Origin of the sequence: Vibrio bivalvicida (genome assembly GCF_001399455.2) — a bacterium.
In the GTDB taxonomy this organism is placed as follows: Bacteria; Pseudomonadota; Gammaproteobacteria; order Enterobacterales; family Vibrionaceae; genus Vibrio; species Vibrio bivalvicida.
In genome coordinates this window covers 1-18701 of the sequence record NZ_LLEI02000029.1, presented here as the reverse complement: position 1 = coordinate 18701, position 18701 = coordinate 1, and the positions used below count along the sequence as shown (strand labels likewise).

At 42.9% G+C, this 18701-nt stretch carries 13 protein-coding genes and 1 pseudogene; all 14 read left to right on the top strand.

Annotation, left to right across the window (positions count from 1 at the left end; all coding sequences use genetic code 11):
- Positions 1 to 7: 7 nt before the first annotated feature.
- The 14 genes and pseudogenes from APB76_RS10560 (at position 8) to APB76_RS10505 (ending at position 18483) form a co-directional block, all read left to right on the top strand.
- Positions 8 to 2623: an ExeM/NucH family extracellular endonuclease gene (locus APB76_RS10560; protein WP_054962894.1), complete on the top strand. Its 2616-nt coding sequence runs from the start codon at positions 8 to 10 to the stop codon at positions 2621 to 2623.
- A 391-nt stretch (positions 2624 to 3014) separates the two neighbouring features.
- Positions 3015 to 3872 carry an Imm49 family immunity protein gene (locus tag APB76_RS10555; RefSeq protein ID WP_237767900.1) on the top strand — a complete coding sequence of 286 codons (858 nt, stop codon included), beginning with the start codon at positions 3015 to 3017 and terminating at the stop codon, positions 3870 to 3872.
- Positions 3873 to 4037: 165 nt separating this feature from the next.
- Positions 4038 to 5021, top strand: coding sequence for an Imm49 family immunity protein (locus APB76_RS10550; protein ID WP_054962896.1), 984 nt, complete (start codon positions 4038 to 4040; stop codon positions 5019 to 5021).
- An 85-nt stretch (positions 5022 to 5106) separates the two neighbouring features.
- A complete protein-coding gene (locus APB76_RS10545) occupies positions 5107 to 6036 on the top strand; it encodes an immunity 49 family protein (protein ID WP_054962897.1) in 930 nt (309 codons plus the stop codon).
- 124 nt (positions 6037 to 6160) lie between these two features.
- Positions 6161 to 6697 carry a hypothetical protein gene (locus APB76_RS10540; RefSeq protein WP_054962898.1) on the top strand — a complete coding sequence of 179 codons (537 nt, stop codon included), beginning with the start codon at positions 6161 to 6163 and terminating at the stop codon, positions 6695 to 6697.
- Positions 6698 to 7043: 346 nt separating this feature from the next.
- Positions 7044 to 7562: a hypothetical protein gene (locus APB76_RS10535; protein WP_064429701.1), complete on the top strand. Its 519-nt coding sequence runs from the start codon at positions 7044 to 7046 to the stop codon at positions 7560 to 7562.
- Between the two features lie 328 nt (positions 7563 to 7890).
- Positions 7891 to 8427 (top strand): hypothetical protein, encoded by a 537-nt coding sequence (locus APB76_RS10530; protein WP_054962900.1) that lies wholly within the window; start codon positions 7891 to 7893, stop codon positions 8425 to 8427.
- Between the two features lie 325 nt (positions 8428 to 8752).
- A pseudogene (locus APB76_RS10525) lies at positions 8753 to 8977 on the top strand (hypothetical protein); the annotation flags it as partial.
- Positions 8978 to 9234: 257 nt separating this feature from the next.
- Positions 9235 to 9606, top strand: coding sequence for a hypothetical protein (locus tag APB76_RS10520; RefSeq protein ID WP_054962902.1), 372 nt, complete (start codon positions 9235 to 9237; stop codon positions 9604 to 9606).
- A gap of 82 nt (positions 9607 to 9688) precedes the next feature.
- Complete coding sequence (locus APB76_RS10515; RefSeq protein WP_082880291.1) at positions 9689 to 16858, top strand: RHS repeat-associated core domain-containing protein; 7170 nt, start codon at positions 9689 to 9691, stop codon at positions 16856 to 16858.
- 8 nt (positions 16859 to 16866) lie between these two features.
- Entirely contained in the window at positions 16867 to 17442 is a 576-nt protein-coding gene (locus APB76_RS10510) for a hypothetical protein (RefSeq protein WP_054962904.1), read from the top strand.
- 100 nt (positions 17443 to 17542) lie between these two features.
- Positions 17543 to 17668, top strand: a complete 126-nt coding sequence (locus APB76_RS23410) for a hypothetical protein (protein ID WP_269085108.1) — start codon at positions 17543 to 17545, stop codon at positions 17666 to 17668.
- Positions 17669 to 17821: 153 nt separating this feature from the next.
- The gene (locus APB76_RS23405) at positions 17822 to 17947 is read left to right on the top strand and encodes a hypothetical protein (RefSeq protein ID WP_269085107.1); all 126 of its coding nucleotides are present in this window, start codon (positions 17822 to 17824) and stop codon (positions 17945 to 17947) included.
- A gap of 206 nt (positions 17948 to 18153) precedes the next feature.
- On the top strand, positions 18154 to 18483 hold the full coding sequence (locus APB76_RS10505; protein WP_054962905.1) for a hypothetical protein: 330 nt from the start codon (positions 18154 to 18156) through the stop codon (positions 18481 to 18483).
- Positions 18484 to 18701 lie beyond the last annotated feature (218 nt).

Sequence of the window (18701 nt, the reverse complement as noted above, 5' to 3'; positions counted from 1 at the left end):
GGATAACATGAAACAAAAACTAACCCCAACGCTACTAGCCGCAGTGGTAGCAGGTGCTCTGTCTTCTCCAGCAATGGCAGACATTATTATTTCTCAGTATGTAGAAGGTGGCAGCAATAACAAAGCGATTGAAATTGCTAACACTGGTGATGCTTCTGTCTCTCTTGACGGTTACGAATTAGCGAAATCAACCAATGGTAATGGTGAGTGGGGCAGCAAACTTTCACTTAACGGCCAGGTGCTGGCAGCTAAGAGTGTATTGGTTGTTGCTCATACTAGTGCCAGCGATGACATTAAAGCGGTTGCAGACATCCTTAACGGTTCAGTAACTGGCTTCAATGGCAATGACCCAATGGCACTGCTAAAAGATGGCAGTGTGCATGATCTGTTGGGTGACATGGGTGGCTCTGACTTTGCTAAAGATACTACTTTAGTACGCAACTCAGATGCGATGACGCCGTCTGCTGCACATAATGCTGCACAGTGGTCTTCACTGCCGAAAGACAGCATCGAAGGTCTAGGTACATTAGATGGTGGCACAGCTCCGGAACCATTCACTTGTACTCAAGACGGCGCAACACCAACCTTTACCTCTATTCAAGAAATTCAAGGTGAAGGCGATACTTCTCCATTTATTAATGGCTACCCATACATCACAGACGAAGACTTCTTTGTTAAAGGTGTGGTTAGTGCAGTAACTACAGGCCTGACAAAAGGATTCTACCTGCAGGCACTAACTGATGATCACAACCCACAGACTTCAGAAGGTTTGTTTGTTCACACTAACCAGTCAAGCTCAGAGCTAAAATCAGGCGACGTAGTGTGTGTCAAAGGCAAGGTACAAGAATACTATAGCCACACTCAGCTAAAAGCAGAGAACAACAACTGGGTTAAGCAAGGCGAGCAAGCAGCGCCAACAGCAACAGATATCGAGATCCTGCCAACAGACAAAAACTTCGATCGCACATTAGAGCGTTATGAAGGTATGTTAGTAAGAACAACTGAAGCGCTCGATATGCGTGTTACTCGTACTTTCGGCTACGACTACGCCGCGCGTCGTAACAACATGGTACTGGCGCAAGGCCGTATCAGCATGCAGCCAAACCAAAACTTTGCCGCAGGTTCAGAGCAGGCGAAGCAGCAGAGCATCGAAAATGCAGAGCGTCGTCTATATGTAGAATCAGATGCCAAAGCGCCAAACGGCTCTATCCCTTACTACCCTGATTTTGGCCGTACTGACGCAGACCAAGATGGCTCGACAGAAGATTACATCCGCGTTGACGATACGATTGTTGGTCTAGAAGGTGTGATCACCTACAGCTACGGCGATTACCGTTTGATCCCGACCAATACGTTAACCAGTGAAAGCTTCATACGTAACGACCCACGTACACAAGATATCGATATGAAAGAAGGCGATCTACGTATTGCGACTTTCAACGTCTTGAACTACTTCAACTCGCCGTTTGGTGGTGACACTAACCCACATGGTAACAACCGTGGTGCGAACAGCTACGAAGAGTTTGAAGTGCAGCAAGCGAAGATCGTTAATGCGATTCTTCGTCTAGACGCTGACATCATCGGCCTGATGGAAATCGAGAACAACGGCTTTGGTGAAAGCGGTGCGATTCGTCAGCTTGTTGATCAGCTAAACGCACGTATTGAAAATAAGAAAGAGCGTTACGACATCGTCGCTATCGACAGCAATGGCGATAAAGTGACTGATGAAAATGACTACATAGGTACCGACGTTATCACAACAGGTGTTATCTACCGTTCTAAAGTGGTTAAGCTAAAAGAGTCTCGCGTTATCGCCATGCCAAGTCAGCAAGCACCTGAAGTGGTTGATGAAAACGGTAAAGTGATTGAAGACGGTAAAGTGATTGAAGACGGTAAGAACTACCAACGTGATTCTCTTGCACCAACCTTTAAAGTGAAAGGAACCAAAGAGAAGATCACAGTGGCGATTAACCACTTTAAATCAAAAGGTTCGAAATGTTGGGAAGACGCCGCGCCGGTTGAGCAAGGCGGTCAGGGTGGTCAAGACCTAGACAAGCAAGGTTCATGTGAAAACTTCCGCGTTGCAGCGGCTGTAGCACTGGGTGATGCACTGAAAGAGATTAAAGGTCATAAAGTTATCTTGGGTGATATGAACTCGTACGGCATGGAAGATCCAATGCTTGTACTAACGGATTACAGCCAAGAGAAATACGGTAAAACAATCAAAGCAGCGCGTAACACTTACATTGGTGGTGAAGTCCAGTACGGTGATGACGGTGCAGTGATTAATCACAACTACGGCTACATCAACGCGGTGGCAAAAGCGCATCCAAACAGCTGGAGCTACTCGTTTAATGATGAAGTGGGCGCACTTGACCACCTATTGATTAGCCCAAGTCTAGAGAAGCACTTTGTTGACGCAACAGACTGGCATATCAACGGTGGCGAATCGACGTTGTTTGATTACAACGATGAGTACAAAGGTGACCTACCTAAGTACCAAGATCACTTCCGCTCTTCAGACCACGATCCAGCAGTTCTAGAGCTAAACATGGCAGGTTCATTCGGCTTCGGCGCAATGATGTCTCTGTTCGGCCTAGCGCTATGGCGTCGTCGTAAGTAATCACGTAACAACAGCAAATCTAAGGGCAGGTGAGTGATCATCTGCTCTTTTTTATTCAGTAAATCTAAATAAGTTAATGATTTATTTGTTACTTTCATATTGTTATCGATATCATGCTGACTGAAACGATAACTTGAGCGCATGCAAATTGGATGTATTGTTCCTAAGATTTATAAAATGCCCAATTCTCTAGCATGAAGTATGACAGTCGGTGGAAAACAATAGTTTTAAAAGTGACCATAAATAATAAGTAATAAGCCGAACAGATAGATGACATTTTTGCTCGGCTAGAGTTGCTGTGGGCAGGGGCTGGTTAGAGTTCTTAAGCACTGAATGTATTCCTAATAAAGATACAGTACTAAAATGTGAAATTTGAGATAACGTCACCACTATGAAAAAAGTATTGAAGACCCACGTAGGAAACTTGAAAGGGCACCTAAGGCTATACAACGCCACTTTGAATAGTTTTCTTGGTACTAATGAATTCTCAATGAACAATGCAGGGAGAGATCGTTTTGGTTTTGAAACAGGTTATGAGGATCAAATTAAGTTATTCACTATAGGTAATCATTTACCTTCAGTTTCTAAGCAAGAAGTTAGCGATCATTTATTTACTGCTCAGCAATACTTAATGTTATGGCAACGTGCTCTTATTCAGCCTGTGGGAGAGATTGTTCCTTTCACTTATCAAGGGGTAGATTTCGCTATCCCTGCGAGTGGGAAAATACAATCAATCCCTTCTCCGGAATGGCTAGAAATGATCTATCTCGCGATTGTTACGGGGCGTTACCAAGATTTAAACTTACTCATGGATTTACTTAACAGTGGTCAGGTGTTCCATCGAGCTGAAATACCATCGCTCCATTGTGAGATTGTCTTGCATATGCTGGGGCTAAAAGACAGTGAAGATATTTCTGCTGCAATCAATCAACTGACCACTCTTATTGATAGTAAAGAGAGCTTAAGTCAAGGTAAATGGGTACCTTTCCATGCTATCACTATCACGCTTGGCTTTTTCGATGTGATGAAAACCGTGCACCAGCAAGATCAAGACGCCTATCGTAAGGCTATGTATCGTGCTTTGGAAATGCACAAAGAATGGTGGACGCATGACAAGGACTTTAGTCAAATCGCTCAAGGTTATGTTGCTATGCCATTACTGGCTGCAGCCAAGTATGCATATGAGAAGTATGGCTTTACGCTAGATTTTGAATGCGGCTATCTCCCTAGCTATATATACCTGAGTTAGCTACTTCAATATTTGAGCGCTAAGTAAGCCAGCTAAAAGTCTAAGGATTGAGTACTAGCAATGACAAACCTTCATTTATTAATCGCTCGTATAAGCTCATCGATGATGGCTTTAATAAAGGCAATGACACGCGGAAACAGTATAAAAAGAGGGCATTTAAACCAAATGAATAAATGTACCTTAGATCACCATGTGATTGAGTACTGTCAACGAGATTGGGGAGATGATTACTCCCCAATAAAATTAGGGCAGTGGTTAGAACCGTTGATAAATATGACCCCGTGTAGGGATGACCTTGAGGGTCTAGAACCGGGAAGATATCAGTTTAATTGCATTACTCAGCAGGGGTGGCACCTAGAAGTATTGGGAAAACGCCTTCTTAAGGGGGAGCCAAAGTCGTATTTAGAGTGGCACCTAAAACTCATCTACCACTTAGGGCAAGCATATTTTCGAATGACATTTAATGCAGGTACAGAGGTTCCAATCAATGTCAACCAACATTGTTATTCTGCGGTTGGTAAGGTTTACGATAGCAGCTTAGGCTTAGATGATTGGGTTATCCCATTTTCAGCAGCATTAATTCTTCAAGATTACAATGGTGCCTTGGAGCTATGCGAAATGAATGATTCTTTCATTGATGCTGATATTTTTACCGCAAGCTCTGCAGACAAGCAATTTGATAAAGCCATGTTACGGTTATTGAAAGGTGTTTTGCATCCAGAATCTGATATAGAAGCGCTACTGAAGGATGCGGCACAAAAAGTCTTTGACTCACAGGCGATTGGTTCCACCAGAAAAGGAGTCGATCACAGAGTTGAAGAGGTGCAATATCGCTACTTGCCGCTAATCTCTTTGATTCATGCGATGTACAGTTCTGACAGGGAAACTTTATACCCGGAGAAACTAAAAGAAGCTCTAGAGGATCATAAAACATACTGGATGAGGGATGAACCGCAGCATGACAATGCCTATGCCTCTGAGCAATGGATTGCCATGCTAATCACTGCTCTTGCTTCTTTGGCTTATCACCGTTGGGGGCTTGAACCATGCGTCGATACTCTATATATGCCTGAGTGGATGGTAAAAGGGGACATAAGCCCAGAATTTAAGAGCAAAGAAGAAGTATTTGCTTTGGCGAAGACAGAATAATCCTTTGGTTTGATCATCTTTTCTTGAATACCACGATATTCAACGAACCCAATCACAATTAAGAAGGTGAACGAGGCATTTAACAATGTATAGTAAAGTACAACATCATATTGAGCCTAATGCCACCCATGTAGAACGAGTGAGCTCTATGCTTCCCGATGATTTGGTTAGATTTTATAACAATCAACAGTTTGCAATTAAAAGAAAGCCGGAAAATGCAGTCATGGGAGGCAATCAAGCAATAGGGATACTTGGCGAGTTACAACGTTTCGACTGGGATAAGCCGACCGCTCAATGGCTTCTTCAAGATGCAGCTGAACTGATGACAGTTGGTTTCAGCATTGCTATGAACCCCAATAGGCAGGTTATGTGCCAGTATGCCGGCTTTCTGTTTGAGGCTGAGGGGAAAACGAACCAAACTTCCAGAGACTTTTTCTCTTGGCTAAATGCATTTTGTCTCGCACTTATAACTCGTGATAAAGAGTTACTTGAAACAATCTGGTTATTTGAAGAGTCAAATATTGTTCCAGAGCCCGGTGGGTGGTCGTTTGACCCTGAAGATCGTTTCATTAAATCACTACTGGCTATGCTGAAAGGGATGTTTAACCCTAATGCAGATATGGCTGCGCTTATTAAAACAGCTGCCGAAATGTCTGCACCTGAATACATCGACCCCTTGTGGCGTGATGAAGCGAATCACCTTTATGTGCCTTTAATACCACTTGTGGCATCAATGTATACTTCAGATCGAAACGAAGCTTACCCCCAGGCTTTAGAGCAAGCTATCCGGACTTACCGAGCTTACTTCGATTTACCTGCCTCGGATGATGATCCTAGTTTCGGTTGGAATTCATCGCAGTGGGTATCTTTTCCCATCACCGCTTTAGCGTCTCTCGCGTTTCAACGTTATGGTTTGGAGCCGCAAGTAGAGAGTTACTACTTACCTCTTTGGTGGGTGAAAGGAGATATTCCAAATCACAGACTGAGAGCAGAAGACGTTTTGGACAATTTGTAGGTACTATTTTTTAAGTACCAATGCCGCGAAACCATTTCATTAGGCCTGACCCCGATGTTTTTCTGTAAGGTTAGAACTAGGCCTGCTGGTACAAAGGTAACAAATAACGTCATAGAATTTAGTTATGAAAATTATGATTAGTATCATTTGTCAAATTTTTATTTATTCCATGGTTTTTTTTATGGGCTCCTTCTACGTGTCAGCATACGAAGTGAATCTTAAGGACTCAGGAATTACGGTTTACTTCCCTAGTTGTGTAGCTGAAAAAGAAGCTAGCCTCTGTATCGATAGAATTGAGATTGACAAGAAAAAAAGAGTTTTTATTACAGTAAAAAGTGACTTTGACTCTTCACCTGAATTCCAAAGTAAGGAACTGAGAGATACTTCATCTAAGGTCAAGGTCGCTACTTTTGCGATGCGAAGTCTTATCGAGAAGCTAAACCCTAGGGTAAGTGAAGCATTTAATTATCAGGGTGAAATGATACCTTTAATGATTGAGGGCGCAAGCACCGATAATATTGTAATTTTAATGATAGTTGATATTAATAAACGTAAATACTCAGGATTCTCCTACTTTAATGATGACGGAGATTTAGTGACTGAAATTTCCGAAACTAAACTAAATCCAGATGATTACTTTTATTCAGAAGTTCAAGAATAGTAAAAACCAAACGGGATCAGGTCTTGCCTTTTGCTTTTTTGGTTTGTTAGGTGGTTTAGGAATTTGGTGTGGTGTTTTCAGGGAGAGAAAGTGAGCCTACCATTAAGGGTCGGATTTGCTGGTGCGTTATATCATGTGACTTCGCGTGGAAACGCTCGGCAAGCGATTTATTTGGATGAACAAGACTTCCAAATATTTGTCGAGGTACTCGTGTGAGAAAAACAAATCAGACACCACTTAGGAATTCACTATTCACGGGTCAGCCGTATTGTGTCAAAACGCAGGGCCTGACTCCGATGGTTAAAACGCCAAATCGGTATGACAATGATGGTCATTGGGGGTGATAGTGAACAATGCGATAGAATTTATATCTAAGGGATTATTTGATGATAACTTTGTTTCTGGTGGGACAAGGTTTGTTGATCGTAATTGGATTCAAGATAATGGGTTGAGCGTATTGATTATTATGGGTGGAACAGAAGTTATGTTCGAGCCCGTGTTCTCCAATCTAAAGAAACAATATAAGAAGTTATTCTTATGTAAAGAGCCAAAGCTTGGAGATATAGTAGATAAAGATTCTGTTATCAATATGGATTTTAATAACAATCTTGAATATTATGAAAAACTAGTCAGTATGGATGGTTTGTTCTTTGATAACCATTTAATATTCTCTAACAATCTGAATGTGATTATTCAGATTATAGACGAGGAAGCTATCATTGTAATAGGTGAAGCCAATGAAATTAGCGACGTTTTTTCCATTAGTATTAAAGAAAGCAAAAGTCTACTAGGTGAAGAATTAGGAGGCTTTGAGAAATCCGATTATGCAGATTATTATTGGGGTAAATTCTGGTTTATGAACTAAATGGGATCAGGTCTTGCCTTTTTCTTTTTTGGTTTTTTGGTTTGTTAGGTGGTTTAGGTATTTGGTGTGGTGTTTTCAGGGAGAGAAAATGAGCCGACCATCAAGGGTTTAATTTTCTGGTGCGTTATATCATGTAACATCGCGTGGGAATGCTCGGCAAGCAATTTATTTGGATGAACAAGACTTCCAAATATTTGTCGAGGTACTAGTGTGAGAAAAATAAATCGGACACCACTTTGGAATTCATTATTCACGGGTCAATCGTATTGTGTCAAAACGCAAGACCTGACCCTGATGGTTTATTAGAGTCTAAGAAAGAAATAAAATTATGAAAAATATAATATTATATATTGGTATGGCTACATTTTGCATTCTGACAAGCTTTGTAGTAAGCGCATCTATGAAAAGTATAGGCCTTACGGAATCGGGAGTTTCTGAGCATTACCCTGTTTGTAGTAAGGAGCCTGAAGCGATCTGTTTTAGTAAAGTTGAAATAGATAATAAGAATCAAGTCTTTATTACCATATTTATTGATATTGACTATTTACCACAATTTAATAGTGATGATACCTCAACAAAGATAAATGGTATCATAGGTGGTATGAACCTTTTTTTAGCGCTCTTTAACCCCAGATACCCTAAGCCTATAGATGCTGATAATAAGCTCATACAGCTTAATTTAGGTGGTGGCAATCAAGATGACATTATTATTTTGGCGAAAGCAATTGTAGATAATTTTTATTATTCTGGTTTTGCCTACCTTGACAAAAATAATGGACGTGAGATTAAAGTTGGGCAGACGCAACTAAGTCCTATTGAATACTATAAATCTGAGATAGAAAAAGAATCAGAAAGAAATGAATAGGTTCAGGAATTAAACCGGGGTCAGGTCTTGCCTTTTGCCTTTTGCCTCTTGGGGTTTGTTAGGTGGGTGGTTTAGTTTAGGAATTTGGTGTGGTGTTTTCAGGGAGAGAAAATGAGCCGACCATTAAGGGTTTAATTTTCTGGTGCGTTATATCATGTGACATCGCGTGGGAATACTCGGCAAGCGAATTATTTGGATTAACAAGACTTCCAAATATTTGTCGAGGTACTAGTGTGAGAAAAATAAATCGGACACCACCTCGGATTTCATTATTCACGGGTCAGCCGCATTGTGTCAAAACGCAAGGCCTGACTCCGATGTTTTTTTAGAGAAGCACTTCGTTGACGCAACAGATTGGCACATCAACGGTGGCGAATCGACGTTGTTTGATTACAACGATGAGTACAAAGGTGACCTACCTAAGTACCAAGATCACTTCCGTTCTTCTGACCACGATCCAGCAGTTCTAGAGCTAAACATGGCAGGTTCATTCGGCTTCGGCGCAATGATGTCTCTGTTCGGCCTCGCGCTATGGCGTCGTCGTAACTAATACCTCAACAACAGCAAACCAAAGGGCAGGTGAGTAATCATCTGCCTTTTTTTATTTGTAGATGGCTTGGAAATCATTCATCCGCCTAATAGTTTGAGGTGACTCAAATGTATGCTTTTTGTATGTCGTTCGGTGCGAATAATATCTTGAGCTTATTGTAAGTAAATGTATTATTGCGTGAATAATATAAATGCACGCCATGATTATTGAATAGTGATAGGCAGTGCGAATTAAACAGTACTTTGTAAGAAAACGTCATGTTCAGAAAGCTGAGCTTATTGCTCGCCATTATGTTGGTTATTGGGTTAGTTACCTTGTTTGTATTCCCAGAGAAAACCTCTCCTTTAACGTCATCAAATCAGGCTGTTGAATCAACACAATCATCCCAGCCTAGCCCTGATGCGCCATCTGATCTCTTAAGTCGTGACGTTAGTTTTCCTACTCCGGTTATTCAGCTTCAACAGACCATTGCTCATGGCTTGGTTGAGGCCGAAAGGGTCGATTTACCCTTACTCAATGGAGAACTTGCTGAGTTCTCACAAAAAAATATTAGTGAGGAATATCCCTCACCGCCTGAGCTTGAAGATTTAAAGCAGCGTCTAAAAAAACTGCAATCGCTCAGTCAATAAAAATAACGATTTAGTAAGTGCCTGAAGTGGATTTTTCAGGTGCTTAAATACCAAATTCAGAATGAAACCAGCAGTGGCTAATATGAAATCAACCCGTTTCACGCACTCCTTTGCACTCTTTTCTGCCTCGTTATTCTTGGCATTATTTTCTCAACCAGCGTTATCGTTAACCGCTGATGCTGAAAAAAGTATTCAGTTGTCAGGTGATTTCTCGGTATCTGGTGGTCAGGCGAGCTATTCCTTGCCTATTTCGGTTGCGCCAGGTCGTGCAAGCCATCAGCCCTCATTGAGTCTTGAGTACCGCAGTGATTCGCCAAACGGCATGCTAGGCATGGGTTGGAGTTTAGGTGGGCTATCTTCAATTTCTCGCTGTGGAAAAAACCTTGAAAAAGATGGTCGCTGGGGCGGCGTTAATTTTGATGCTAATGACCGCTACTGTCTGGATGGCCAAAGGTTGGTCGCCATTTCAGGCCGCGATGGTGAAAACCTGACCGAATACCGCGTTGAAAACAACGGCTACGCCAAAATTGTTTCCTTTGGCCGTGCGGGTAATGGCCCGGCCAGCTTTAAAGTTTGGTACAAAGATGGTTCTGTTTATGAATATGGTGTCAGCGAAGATTCACGTGTACAACTGCCAACACAAGCCGATGTCTACAAGTGGGCGTTAAATAAAACTACCGATGCCAGCAAGGCTAACCACATTAACTTTGTATACAGCGAAGACAATAGTGCCGGTAAGCACAAGCTTGCCCAAGTGAACTATGTTGGTGGTAAAGTTAACCTTGTCTATGAGACTCGCCCAGACAGTACCTCGCAGTACCTCGGTGGCAAACTACTTAACAGAAGCGAGCGCTTAAAGCAGGTTGAAACCTTTGACAGTATTGGCAATAAAATTGGCACTTATGGCCTGACATATCAGAACTCCTCTTATACCGCTCGAAGCCAGCTAACTAAGATTAATTATTGTGCCAACGGTCAGTGTTCGACGGATATTAGCTTTACTTGGCTTGGGCGCAGAGATCCAGGACTAGGCGGCTCATCTAATACAGGTTTCCGTAGCCCAAGATATTACGATACTAATGGTGATGGCAAAGGAACTGCTTATGGAGTGGTAAGCAGTAATAGTAACGGCACAATGTCGGTTAAAAGCTTGAACGGTGTAACGCATGCCAATGTTAAATCATTTAGCCTAAGCGGTAGTATAATTCAACCATCTTTGAGCTTAAATCAATGTGATAGAGACACCGCTGCGAGCTATTCTAATGGCAATGGCAAACTTGGTACTTATTGCCGGTATCAGTCTTGCACTGTTCAACTTTCGCAAAGTTACTCTTCTAATTCAAACAGTGGAAGGGGGGGTGCTACATTTGTAGGCGCTCCTCGAGAATGTCAGTTTGGCTCTGAAGGTGAAAATTACGGCGACTTTAATGGCGACGGAATTGAAACCTCCCAAAAAGGTTATTCTACCGTTGATATCAACGGTGATGGCATTGATGACCTGCACAAGTTTGATATTCCCAATGGTGGTTATCGTTATCAAATTTCGGGTTCAGGTTGGCAAACGCTGCCCTCTGCTGGTGGGCGTGTATTAAAGTCGTTTACTGATATCAATAATGACGGCTACCTAGATGCTGTAATGGGTTCACCCACGGCAAAAGGGCTGCTTTATGTACACCTATTTAACGGCAAATCTTTTGCTTCCCCGTCTCCTATCAATAACCACAGTGTTTCGCATGAAGATGGGATCTTTTTTGCAGATCTCAATAATGACGGTTACCCAGAGCTAGGTTACGGTCGTCACTTCTACCAAAATACCAAAAATAATCAGTTTGCTACTGGTGTGTTTCTTGATGCAGGGGAAAAAATCTACTCAGTACAAGATGCTAATGGAGATGGTTGGTCTGATATTTTAACGCGTGAAGAACACGTTAATCTGGTTTCAGGTCGCCCGATACTTGTTGGATCGGTATCACCAGAAGAATTGGATAAGTTTTTAGCGAAGAAGACATTTATTCGTTATTCAACCCCTCACTTTCAAGACAAGATCACACTCTTTTCGGAAGTAGGTGTTGACTACAGGGTGAGCTATACAGCTGCGGTGGGAAACAGCGTTTATACCACTAATGGAGTCACTAGCAAGTACCCGTATAAAGTTGTCACCCCAAGGCGCTACCTAGTGGCGAATGTGACTAAAGCACCGAAAGGCTATAGCGCAACCAGCTATAGCTATAAATATGCAGGGGCTAAAACTCACCTTAAAGGTGGCGGTTTCTTGGGCTTTAAAACCATTACCGAAACAGAAGCGGCTGATGTTGTCACTGTAACTAAAACGACATTTGAACAAGACAGGTTGGCAATTACTGGCAAGCCTCTGGCAGTCGAAGTATCTAAAGACGGTAAAAAAGTTTCTGAGATCAGCTACCACTACAAGCAGCATACTCGTCAAGGTTACAATGCCAAATACTATCAAGTGTATGCCGATCAGGTCGTCAAAAATAAATATGGTTTAAGCAATAACAATGTAGTGGAAAGAAAAGAGACCATTACCCGTGTGATGGACCGTTTCGGTAACTTGCTTGATGAAACCTCGGTTGTCTCAAGTGATATTGAAGGAGCAGGCAAGTTCACAAGTACCAGTAAGTTTGAGTATCTATCAACCGGGCTGAACAACAATCAACATATCTACGATATTTCAACCGCGAGCAATATTGATAACCTACCAACTTTGCTGAGTTCTTTTAAAGCAGGGCTTGGTCGTTACTGCGCTGCGAACGGTGAAGTGTACTTTAAAGCCAATGACCATATTGTGCTTATCCACAGTGATGTCGATATTCCACTCGTTCTTCATCGCTATAACGCTTACTTTAAATATCAGGTCACGGGCTCAAGCACCGACCTAGATGGGTTGACCATTTACACAGGTAAGCTAGTTAACGCTTCGGCAGCAGATTTTACTGCAGCCAACCCGCAATCTTGTGGCAGCTACGCAATTAGCGATTTTGATGGTGATGGAAAAATGGAGTTCACCACCTCAAAAACAACCCGAACTGAGCTAGTGACAGAGACGGGCAATAACTTCTGGAAAATTGGTACGGTTGCCAGCTCAACCTCGACCTTAACCGATAATACCACTAACCTAAAACGCGCTATCAGTAATGCTTATAGCTATGATGGCAATGGTTTCCTAACCTCTAGCACAGTAAATAGCTCTGATTACGAGTCAAGCAGTGATATTGCCTCTGGTGGCAAGAGCGTGACTAACCGCTATAGCTATGATCAGTGGGGCAATGTGGTTTCACAGAGCGTACAAGGGACAGCTCTTGCTGCGCGTACCTCAACCACTCTATATGACAGCCAAGGTTTATACGTCACTTCGTCAGCCAACGCATTGGGCCATCGTTCTTCGACTCAATTTAATGCACAAGGCTTGCTGAGCAAATCAGTCAGTGCACTCAAAGGCCGCACCAGCAGTTTTGGCTATGATGCCTTTGGCCGCGTCACCAGTGAAACCCTGCCGGGAACGGGCAATACTAATTTCACCCAATACCAATTGGGTGCTCAGTGTGGCTCTCATGCAGTTAGTCAAACGGTAAGCTGTGTGACTACCAAACCCGCTTCTGGCGGTCAGGTGACAACGCACTTCGACTATGCAGGTCGAGAGATTCGTAAACTGCACACTGGCTTTAGCGGTCAGTTAGTCGTGGTCGATACTCGCTGGGATCGCAATGGCCGAAAACTGAGTGTGACACGTCCGCAGTTTGTTGGTACCAAAGCAGCTGCCCCTGTAGTTACTTTTAAATATGACGCGTTAAACCGCGAGATCAAAAAACAAGAGCCAGCCAATGGTGGCGCTATTGCGAGTTTTGTCACCACTTATGACGGTTACAAAACCAATGTGGAAGATGCGCGTGGATTTAGTCACAGCACAGTGACTAACGTGATGGGCCACATATTACGTAAAGATGAACCGCATGGCGCATACCAAACCTATCAGTACTACCCAGATGGCAAACTTAAAGCAAGTACCGACTCGGCGGGTAACATCACTCAGATCCGTTACGACAACCTAGGCCATCGCAATTACCTAGATGACCCAGATATGGGCAAGTGGTCTTACACCTACAACGCGGCAGGTGAGCTGATTTATAAGCGTGACGCGAAAGGCACCGTCACCACCATCGAATATGACCGCTTGGGTCGTAAGACAAAACAGATTGAGGGCGGTAACGTTTCTACGTGGCGCTATGATGAACGTGGTGCGCTAGGCACTCTGTCTGGCTTTGCAGGTAATGGCAGCGAGACCGATTACTACTATAACGATGCGGGCTTAACCGAAGAAGTCGCGGTTAAAGTCAATAACGAAAAGTTCAGTACTTACTACTTCTACGATAAGTACGAGCGCGTTGCCCGAGAGGTTCGCCCGAACGGCGTTGATACCACATTAGCAGGGGCGGCTAAGTTACTATCAAGCGCGAATAACGATAATAGACTGGCAGTCGAATACGTTTATAGCCCGAACGGATATGTTTCTGCGGTACGTAGCCCGAAAAACTATGCAGACAAAGCCTTTACCAGTGCCAGCTTCCGTGAAGATATCAAACAGCTGCTTGACCAAGCGATTACTCAGGCGGCCGAATACCTAAGTAAAGCAGAGCGTTATTCTACTCAAGAGAGCTTCTTTACCACTAAAGCGGCTGAATACAACAATAAAACCGTCAACGTACATAACCTAGATAGCTCTTCTCAGGCGCTGTTAGGTAATGGTTATCGTTATAAACAGTGGTGTAATGCCCAAGGCGAGTGTTACTTGCGTCCGGCAACTTGGGTGCTACTGCATGACGATGTTTCTATCCCACTGGATATTACCTTAGAGGGGGCGATCTACCGTTTATCTACCTCTTTAGCCAATAGCTCTAGCGCAGGTACTCGAAACTACAACGCAACGCTGCACACTGTATCGGCTGCTGAGTTTGCCTCACAAACTTTAACCCCATCGCACGACTTTATTCTGACTGACTACGACAGCAACGGTCAGAAAGATCTGATGAGTAATAAAGACATCTATATTGCTCATGCTGATAGCGCGACCACAACCGAGCTACTGTTTGCCGCAGATGACTTATCTCAAGCGGCGACCATCGCCAGTACGCGCTATAAGTTCTACACGGATTTGGCCAACCAACTGATTAACCTGTCAGAGAAAGTGGCCGAACTAAGTGGCTTGTATTGTGAATACGCTAACCAGCTAGGTGGAAATCAGCTGCAAGCGAATCAGCGCACTAACTGTGCCAACACGCAGCAGTCGAGCCAGGCTGACCACCTTAACCTGATCCTAACCCAGTCTCAGCTAGAAGACTCACTCGATAACCCGGCCTACGTTTACTACTGGCAGCGCCGAGAGACCGATGCCTATGACCACACCTTGTCGGAAACCTTAGGTAATGGCTTAGTCAACACGTACAACCATGATGCCAATACGGGTAGACCAAGCTACATCACTACCCATAAGGCTAATGTACTGTTTGATCCGCGACTATCAGGTAGCACAGCGAACGGGCGCAATATTCGCTTTATTCATTACCGCTACGATAACCACAACAATGTGACCTATCGTTATGATGAGAAGCTCGGCATTACCGATACGTGGGACTACGACGGGATTGATCGCGTGATCAGCAACGGTATTTCATTGGCGAGTAAGACTCAGCATGGTGAAAATAATCCAGACTTGGCTGGTCCGTTTGTTTATCAGTACGACAAGCTTGGCAATCTGATGTTTAAGACCGGTATTGGTGACTACGTATACAGTAACCAGCAAGCTGGCCCGCATGCGGTGACTAAAGCCAACGGCTTAAACTATCAGTACGATGCTAATGGTAATATGTTGCGCGCTTGGGCGGATGGTAGCCAGCAAAACGAGCGTGAACTGGAGTGGTCAGAGTTTAACAAGCCAACCAAGATTACCCGTAATGGTAAAACGGTTGAGTTCTTCTACGATGCCAACCACAACCGCTACCTGAAGAAAAATAGCGACGGTATCGAGACGTTCTACTTCGGTAAAAGTTATGAGCGTGTCACCGATAGCAACACAGGTATTGTGCAGCATAAGCACTTTATTTACGCTGACGGTAAGCTGATCGCACTTAATACCCATACCGACGACGGCGAGAACAAGCTTAAAGACAAGCAAACGCGTTACCTTCACTACGATGCACTTAACTCTGTCGATATGATCACTGATGGCTACGGCGTAGTGGTAGAGCGCCGCAGTTACGATACTTGGGGTAAGCAGCGTAAAGTCGCATGGCGTGAAGAAGGCCCGCTCGATGTGGTGCAACAAGCGATTACCAACCGTGGTTACACCGGCCATGAAGAGATAGTCGAAGTTGGCCTAGTGCATATGAATGGTCGGGTTTACGATCAGGAGCTGGGGAGGTTTATTAGCCCGGATCCGGTTATTCAGGCGCCATATGTTACTAATAGCTTTAACCGTTATTCTTACGTTTGGAATAACCCCCTTAAGTATACTGATCCTACAGGGTTTTATTCTTGGAGCGACTTCGAAAATGATGTGAAGGATACTTGGGACAAAGTTAAAGACTTTTTTGGGGGGGGCTCTAATAATGGCAAAGATAAAGGCAAAGGTACAGGTACTGGAAACGGAGATGGTGATAGTTCTGGGGACAACAAAGTAGAAGAGCCTGAACCAGTAGTAAAGGAAGAGGAACCAAGAATAATTGACGATGAGGAATATGCCGACTTTAAGGGGGGGAAATTTGTCCCTGACGATGGGTTAGGTAAAACATCATCAGGGCCAATTCAAGGTCGAGTGGAAACTTTAGAAGTAGATGAAACTGTAGAACAAGATCTAAATGTTGAAACCGAAAAGTATAGTCAAGGTGAATTGATGGACACTACTGTAACTGATACCGTTACAGCTCTAGGTAATGAAATTGCTGCTGCGACTAAAGATCTGCGTGCTATAGCGACTGCTCAAGTAATGGAAGTTGCGCTAAAGTCTACTGAAACAGTTAAGACTGTCGAAACACAATATCGAGCAGTGACCTATAAAGTGAAATCAGCACCAGCTGTTAGTTTCAGTAATGGTGAGACCTACGTAAAGGATGAGCCGGTCGATACAGGTAGAAGAGTAGTTCATATGAAGCGTGTTGATAAGTTTACTAATGAAGTTAACGTGAGAGACTTTAAGTCAAGTAAGTCATCACCTATAGGTCCAGTTCTTAGAAAGTAAGTTTAAATATGATTAAAATAAAACCAGTTTTGTTAATAGCTTTGAACATTTTTTCTTTCCAAGCAGTCGCAAGCCTTGAACATATTGAGGTGAGTCAGCCTCAGTTGGAAAAGGACATTGCATGTGAAAAAGTAGGAGAAACAATATCGACTTGTCTGAAGTCTATTTCTTGGTATTCGTCGCCAGAGGCCTATATTTTCAAGTTCAAGCTGAAAGGTGATTTTGATGCTGAAAAAGTAGAGAAAATTACCATGTTACATGCAAAACAGTTATCTGCATTTCTAAATCCATTAACAGCTGCTTTTTATGATACTTCCCCTGCTCTATTAGATAGATTAGAGCAGGGGAAGTATCGGGCAGAAAATATAATAATTGAAATTTCGGTGAATAATCTTAAAGAAAAGTACTCAGCATACTTATATCCTAGGCTGATAAATAACAAAATACATCTAATCTCAAATTTTTTTTATGGTGAGGTAGATGTGTATAAACATCTAAAACAAAAATGTGAGAGTATTGAAGATATTAAAGGTATAGAGGATAAAGAGTCTTATCAAAAATCATGCATTTTTACTAATAAATAGAACGGGGTCACGGGGTCAGGTCTTGTCTTTTACCTTTGCCTTTTTGGGATTGTGGGTGGTTTAGTTTAGGTATTTGGTGTGGTGTTTTCAGGGAGAGAAAATGAGCCGACCATTAAGGGTTGAATTTTCTGGTGCGCTATATCATGTGACATCGCGTGGAAACGCTCGGCAAGCGATTTATTTGGATGAACAAGACTTCCAAATGTTTGTCGAGGTACTAGTGTGAGAAAAATAAATCAGACACCACTTCGGAATTCATTATTCACGGGTCAGTCGTATTGCAAGTAAATCGGGGTCAGGTCTTGCCTTTTGCCTCTTGGGGTTTGTTAGGTGGGTGGTTTAGTTTAGGTATTTGGTGTGGTGTTTTCAGGGAGAGAAAATGAGCCGACCATTAAGGGTTGAATTTTCTGGTGCGCTATATCATGTGACATCGCGTGGAAACGCTCGGCAAGCGATTTATTTGGATGAACAAGACTTCCAAATATTTGTCGAGGTACTAGTGTGAGAAAAACAAATCGAACACCACTTCGGAATTCATTATTCACGGGTCAGCCGTATTGTGTCAAAACGCAAGACCTGACCCTGATGGTTGTGACATTCACTGAGATCAACGACTCAGAATGAAAAATGAGGCGTTGATACTAACGCCAGATATATTCTATACATCAATGCCTAAATTTCATTGTTTAGGCAGGCTAAAATGAGATTATTATGAAAAAAATACTTAGTTGTTTAGTTTTAAGTGCTGCCGTTTTCTCTTCCAACTTATTTGCTTGGGATGGTGTTCAAAAAGGGAAACTTGGTCAAATTCATGTTACAGATGACGGAAATATGGTTTTTCGAGTTACTTTAGCGAGTGGCATTACAATGTGTGGGAACCAGCATACGTGGGCGTACCTTGACAAGTCGCATAGCAGCTATGATTCCTATGTTAGTGCCTTTTTATCTGCTAAGTTCGCAGGTGCAAATGTAACTATATATACCAATAAAGATGATAGTAGCCAGAGCTACTGTCGAGTCGGATACATTGTTGTCGAGTAGCGAGCAATTTAACAGTGAAAAAATCTAAACGGGATCAGGTCTTGCCTTTTGCCTTTTTGGGATTGTGAGGTGGTTTAGTTTAGGTATTTGGTGTGGTGTTTTCAGGGAGAGAAAATGAGCCGACCATTAAGGGTTGAATTTGCTGGTGCGCTATATCATGTGACATCGCGTGGAAATGCTCGGCAAGCGATTTATTTGGATGAACAAGACTTCCAAAT